Source organism: Moraxella sp. CTOTU48717 (assembly GCF_032057165.1).
GTDB classification, from domain to species: Bacteria; Pseudomonadota; Gammaproteobacteria; order Pseudomonadales; family Moraxellaceae; genus Faucicola; species Faucicola tetraodonis.
This window is the reverse complement of record NZ_DAMBBC010000027.1, coordinates 20,440-27,052: the sequence shown is the minus strand read 5'-3', so window position 1 is coordinate 27,052 and position 6,613 is coordinate 20,440. Positions and strand designations below refer to the sequence as shown.

Sequence of the window (6,613 nt, the reverse complement as noted above, 5' to 3'; positions counted from 1 at the left end):
TTTCGGTTTGGTGGTATGCCTCGAGCAAAGGGGCTGTTTCGTGCAAAGGTCTCTACTAAATAAAGAAGGTCAGGCCAGTGAGCGCAATGATGTCGTTTTGGCAGGTATTAATCATAAAATGGGTTATCGTGGTACTGTCAATACGGTTTTAAATTTTGGTGAAGGTCGTTTTACACCAGAAGGTGAGGCGGGGGCAATTGGTGAGTTGATTGGTGAGCCTGGTAAAGGTCTTGCTTATATGTTTCATATGATGAATGAGGCTCGTATCTCAGTTGGATTAGGGGCAGCGGCATTAGGCTATACAGGTTATCTGCATGCGTTGGATTATGCAAAGACACGCGCGCAAGGTCGGACACGCAATGAACGTAATCCTGCATCGGCACAAATTCCAATTATCCAGCATGCAGATGTTCGCCGAATGTTGTTGGCTCAAAAATCTTATGCATCTGGCGGCTTAGCATTATGTTTATATGCATCTCGTTTAGTAGATGATATAAACTCACTTGAAGAGGAAGAGCAACAAAAGCAAGCATTAGCACTTCTTGACTTACTGACCCCAGTAGTCAAAAGCTGGTCATCACAATGGGGTCTAGTTGCAAATGATTTAGCCATTCAAGTGCATGGCGGTTACGGTTATACCCGTGAGTATAATGTCGAACAGTTCTATCGTGATAATCGTCTAAATCCCATTCATGAAGGAACATTTGGGGTACAGGCATTAGACTTATTAGGACGTAAAACATATATCAATAATGGTCTTTCAATGACGCTCTTAGGCACAAAAATTGAAGAGACTTGTGCTAACGCTCGAAAGGTTACACAATTGCAAAATCATGTAGCAACTTTAAGTCAAGCATGGCAACAGATTCTCGATATTACTGCAAAACTACATGCTATAACCGATGTGGAATTACGATTAGCGAATGCAGCTAACTATTTAGAGGCTTTTGGTCATATGATTGTTGGTTGGTTATGGCTTGATCAAGCAGTAGTCCTCCATAAAAAGCTAGAAAACTCAACTTCTCCTGATTTCATCTATGGCAAATTAGCCGCTTGTGATTATTTCTTTGGTTGGGAAATGCCAAAAATTAACAGCTGGTTAGCCGTTCTTGATCCAGTTGAAACGACGCCTCTAAATATGCACCAATCATGGTTTTAAGGCTACTTAAAGCAAGTATAGCTCAGCTTGAGAAAAGCTAATTCTTTTCAAAGCTATCAGGGGTCAACATTATTATTTTTACGAACTTTTGTCATTAGATAGACTTCTTTTCTTAAGGGCTATTCTATCTTATTTACTACGGTTTTTTGGTCTAGTTTTCCGGAAGTATTGTAGGGAGTACCTTACTTGGGCAGCTGAGTGTAATTTGTGTCTTCATAATCTCAAATTATCATCTTTATCCCAAGTTGTCTTTTTTATTTCTATGCCAGCATACTTTTCATAACACTACCTTGAATTTTTATAATCTGTTAGATGAAGATTATTATGCCCGAGTAGGCTCGGCCAATACCTTTAATATCCCAGGCGATGGGCGTGAAATCAAAGCGTCTTTAACTTATAGTTTCTAACACTACTAGTCCAAGCCTAGAATAGAAAGAATAGATAAACCGTCTCTCCACAGGCGACCTAATTACAGCGATTAGGTCGCTTTTTTTGCTATTTTATCCTACGTTTATTCTAAGGGCTTTTACTCTGGCTGATCGTTACTCTGACGGAGCATCTACCCAAGTGCCATCAAATTCTTGATTTGCCATGCGGTTGATATGATTTAGGACAACTTGCTGAAGTTTGGTCGTAGCATCACTAGCCACTGTGGTTAATTTTGCAAATAAATGTGTTTCATTAAACGATAATAAGACGTTATCTGTATCCGAAAATGGTATCAATGTTTTACCATCTTGTTCAACAACTTCAAATTTGTGTTTCCAGTGATTACCAAGACGCTTAATAACTCTTTGTGCTTCAGTGGTTTCTAAGGTTAATTGCGAGATAACTGCCATAAAATTCTCCTTTAATTAGAGCAGTGGATTTGTCATTGGGCAAGCAGGGTTTTTAGATGGGAAAGATATTTCATCTTATGGCAATTAAAATTTTGGGTTTGATTTGGATAATTGCCAAGCATTTTTACCCAATGCCTGAGGGTGGAAAAACGCAAAGGGTAAAATGCGAAAAATATACAGTTGGGTGGCTATTCGTTAATAAAGTCTCATTATTAATTTATATTTTTTGAAAATTTTTTATTATTATAACCAACCAAAGCTACACCAATTAAAATACTGAATAAGATATGTTTCATTTGAACTGCCATAAAACTCTAGGATTTATTGTTGATTAATTTAATAAGGTCTTTACAAATTCTGCTATATAAACTACGTAATTTTTTTTCAGGTTTTCCTTTGCATAGGCAGTTATACTCATAAATCTTATTATTAAAATAAATACAATAAAAAAAAGTTCCTACTGGTTTTTGTACGTTTTCTGAGCCTCCACGTTTTAATAAGCCTGTACAGGCAATATAAATATCTGCATCATATAGCGCTTGCGTGTATTCAATAAGATGACGCGTAATTTCCCGTGATTCAGGCGAATATTTTTCAATGAGATTAACTGGAATTTTTAATAGATCCGTTTTGACACTCAAATCATAACAGACAATACCACCCAATAACACGTTACCTGAATAGCGGCTCAATGATAAACGATGTAAAATATAACCGGCTGATGCACTTTCTATAGTAAATACTTTTAATTTACGTTTAGCCAATATTTTTGCGGCTTTATTATTCATTAAATTTCCACTAACTAATTTAGGGCCTGTAGTAGATAAAGATTAAATTACACACCATTTGCAATATTTTAAGTTGTTCAGATGGTGCCCTATAATTAAATCTAACCTCGTATTCTTTCAAAAACACATGGAAATACTTCTTATCAATACCATCGTATTTTCGAAGAACTCGTGTAGATTGATTGCAGAGGTTTTCAATGCCATTTAGGTGATTAAGACCTTGAGCAAGTTCAGGCGACTGGTTAATTCTAAAATGCTTAAAATCACTCACATCTAAGGGATTATAACTTCGATAGGAATGGTTATATACAACACTGTCACGCTTAATTTTACGCTAAATGACAGGTATTAACGTGTTTGTTTTGGTGTCATCAACGACAAGGGTATAAACTTGACCTTGTCTTTTTAAAATAACCAAATACAGCGATGTTACCCCCTGCACTTCGACCTTGTTTGCCTTTGCGTACACTGCCAAAATAGCTTTGCTCTAATTCGACTTCACCGTCAGATAGTTCGCCTGTTTCTTTGGATAAATGATAGTCTATCACAAGCTGTATTTTATGGTAAAAAAGAGCAGCAGTGCTAGGCTGTATTTGTAATAAATCAGCGGCTGTACGAGCGGTAACTTGAGCAGTAAAAAATTCAAGTAGCTTTACTTGGTTCTTTTTACTTAGTTTACAACGAGTTATCTTCATTTTTGTAGTCTAGCATTTATGCTAATTTACTACAGCCCCCATGCACAATTGCATTCTACAAATGGATATATGTCGCTTGAACGAGGAAATGGCGAAGCAGTGCTTCGCCCGAATGCAAGACGGAGAGCTAGGGTCGTAGTGGAGGCTGAAAATATCAACTATTATTCATTGTTTTAGTCGGGTCATGCTGCCTGACTCAAGTAAACCTGTCTTCGACAATCCCGGGACGGGTTAGTTTGATAAGTGGGCAAGAAACCCGCCACTACCAGTGATGGGTTTGCCTGTTTAAATAGCTTTTAGGACTTCGTTAAAGTCAAAGTGTTGCATGGTGTCATTCCTGTTTTATTTGACAGTTTATGGGAATGATACGGTTTTTTGAACACTACCTAAATTTTAGCAAAATATTTCAGTAAGACCCACTCTCAGTTTGTATATTACAAGATACCATAGCATAGTTTAAGCTTTTGATAATCGTAAAAATAACTATTTTTGGAGTAGCGAGCACTATCGCAACTGGGCTTAAATAGGGTTTCTTTCTCATTATATAGCATTTTAACTAAAACTTTATTGTTACCATTTTTATAAATATCCCACTGCATGTTAGCTGCCATAGGTGATATATCCACCCCACGCCACGAGCTATTTTGATAATTATAAGTTTGTGTTAGTGGTAAAGGCGACATCATGTTTTTTAATTCAAAAGAGGTTGCTAATGGAATCATAATCTCAGCATGAGTAAAGCGTAAAACCGCTACATTATTTTGATTGCCATCAATAACTTTATCTACTTGAGTAAAGAAATCTTGTTTCAATCCTTTCGCCATGGTTGATGTCACATTACCAGATTCACTAAAACTTGGTCCTTTCTGGTAAAAATCATTGGCATCATTAAATTGAGCATAATATTCGGCAGCGGACAGAGGCATATATTTATTAAAGCTTGTAGCTCCTAACTCATCTGCCATGCCACCGTTAATTGAGTAAAGTTCATATAAATACGCAGCGGCATCGACAGCAGTTGCAATCGTATTTTTACCTTTCCCAGTTTCAGTTAGTACTTTGCCATCAGGTGCTGTAGCAGTAATACTTCCTTGATTACTGAAAGTATAGCCAATTTGTCCCAACTTATTAATAAATTCAGGTTTAAATAAAGGTGTTAATACCTGCACAGCAGTATCTTGTGCTTTTTTATCACTATTGATCAGGCTAAGCTTTTGCTGTAAGTCTTTATTATTCGATTCAAATTCTTGATAATTCTGACTAGCTATGTAAATTTCATAATTAGGGTCAGTGCTCATCGTCACTAAATCATCAGTGGCGTTTAGACTATGGAAATACAATAAGAATCGATTTACACCGTCATCAGTGATACTTGGCAAACTATTTTTACTTAACTGAGTGTAACTCTGAGGGGTAACTATCGATTTTAGTGAAGGTTGTTTAGTTATTAACTCGTTGGTAAAAAACTTAGCACTGTCTACTGCACGGTCTACACCTGAGCTGACTACTTGAATATGTTTTTGATTGGTAGCAGCTTGATTAAATAGTTCCGGTAACCGTTGTAATAATCTATCTGCGATACCTCGATGTTCTTTGATACCAATACGGGTTTCATTCCCATACCCTGGTTTGCTAATCCCTTCAACGCCATAGCCAAGTAGAATATTGGTTGTCATCATTTTTTGCAAATCAGGTCCTAACTGCTCACCCAAGCTAGTTAAGGCGCCCTCTTCTTTTGCTTTTAGCCATAAATTATATAAAGCTAAATCATATTTTAGGCTTGATAGTCCACGCGAGCCATGTCTTGCAACAGATTCTGTAAAAACCGCATTATACCCTGTGGGAGCTCTCTCGTAGCTAGTGATATCTTGTTGAGGCTGATACGGTGTTTTGGTTTGGTAAAATTTTTCTTCAACTTTAGGTATGGTTGGTGAAGATGGGTTTGATGGGGGATAATTAAAAGATGATGTATTTGAGTTATTATCATCATTACAGCCAACTAATAACATCGATAATGTTAAGCTTGATAATAAAAATTTAACAGAATTTTGCATAAGTTAATTCCATAATAAATATTCCGTATCCTAATCCATAAATATGACAAAATGATGTATGCTGAAAAAAACGGAGAAAACACTGGGTAGAGATTATCAAGCAGTCTTAGAACCTGTTCACAATTAAAAAATATGCTAGGATAGACTACATAATTGATTAATAACCAAATCATTCACCATGAGAAAAGCCTATCCAAGCGACATTAGCCGAAAACAATTTGAGCACATACTACCGATTTTAGAAAGTGCAAGGAAGAAGACCAAACCAAGAACGGTTGACCTTTACGACGTATTTTGTGGGTTATTGTATGTACTAAGAACAGGTTGCCAATGGCGACAGCTGCCCCATGACTTTCCCAAATGGCGCACCGTCCACTCATACTTTCAGAAATGGAGCGAGCTTGATGAAGAAGGCAACAGCATTCTTGACCAAGCCTTAAAAAAAATTGGTCAAAAAAGCGCGAAAGAAGGACAAACGCAAGGGTAAAACCAGTTTTATCATCATCGATGCTCAAAGCGTTAAGAACACAGATACCGCCAAACACAAAGGCTATGACGCAGGAAAGAAAGTATCAGGGATTAAGCGCCATATTGCAGTAGACAGCCAAGGCTTGCCGCATGCTATCTGTATTACCACTGCCAATATCACCGACCGTGAGGGTGCTAAAACGTTACTTCGTCAACATGCTAAACGATTAAGCCGCGTAAAAAATGTGATGGTTGATGGCGGTTATCGAGGTGAGCCATTTGCTAATAGTGTTAAATCTATTTTAGGCGAAACCGTTACCACAGAAGTTGCCAAAAGAGATGAATTGCACACGTTTAAAGTCATACCAAAGCGATGGGTTGTAGAACGTTCGTTTGCTTGGCTTGAGAAAAATAGACGCTTATGGAAAAACTGTGAGCGTCATTTAAATTCGAGCCTTCAATTTACCAATTTCGCTTTCATCGCTTTGTTATTGAAAAGATTGTGAACAGGTTCTTAGAAGCGGGTAAAACCCGACAAAATTCCTGAACGTGCTATTGTTCCGTTTTCTGTGCTGAACCCTGTAAGCAGGTTTTTGAAGTTCGAATCATC

General features: G+C 37.4%; 5 protein-coding genes and 1 pseudogene. 2 read left to right on the top strand and 4 right to left on the bottom strand.

Annotation, left to right across the window (positions count from 1 at the left end):
* On the top strand, positions 1 to 1,159 hold a 1,159-nt coding region (locus RT084_RS11690), incomplete at its 5' end, for an acyl-CoA dehydrogenase family protein (protein ID WP_313100196.1).
* A gap of 542 nt (positions 1,160 to 1,701) precedes the next feature.
* On the opposite strand, the gene RT084_RS11685 is transcribed toward RT084_RS11690, so the two are convergent.
* The 4 genes and pseudogenes from RT084_RS11685 to RT084_RS11670 form a co-directional block, all read right to left on the bottom strand.
* On the bottom strand, positions 1,702 to 1,998 hold the full coding sequence (locus RT084_RS11685) for a DUF2218 domain-containing protein (protein ID WP_060995858.1): 297 nt from the start codon (positions 1,996 to 1,998) through the stop codon (positions 1,702 to 1,704).
* 314 nt (positions 1,999 to 2,312) lie between these two features.
* Positions 2,313 to 2,786, bottom strand: a complete 474-nt coding sequence (locus RT084_RS11680) for a CinA family protein (protein ID WP_060995857.1) — start codon at positions 2,784 to 2,786, stop codon at positions 2,313 to 2,315.
* Positions 2,787 to 2,805: 19 nt separating this feature from the next.
* Positions 2,806 to 3,481, bottom strand: a pseudogene (locus RT084_RS11675) (IS1595 family transposase).
* 434 nt (positions 3,482 to 3,915) lie between these two features.
* Positions 3,916 to 5,535, bottom strand: a complete 1,620-nt coding sequence (locus tag RT084_RS11670; RefSeq protein ID WP_313100192.1) for a histidine-type phosphatase — start codon at positions 5,533 to 5,535, stop codon at positions 3,916 to 3,918.
* 178 nt (positions 5,536 to 5,713) lie between these two features.
* Here RT084_RS11670 and RT084_RS11665 point away from each other — a divergent pair.
* Positions 5,714 to 6,509, top strand: a protein-coding gene (locus RT084_RS11665; protein ID WP_313100189.1) for an IS5 family transposase whose coding sequence is annotated in 2 segments (ribosomal slippage) — positions 5,714 to 5,974 and positions 5,976 to 6,509 — 795 coding nt in all. Because the reading frame shifts where the segments join, the coding sequence is not laid out codon by codon here.
* Positions 6,510 to 6,613 lie beyond the last annotated feature (104 nt).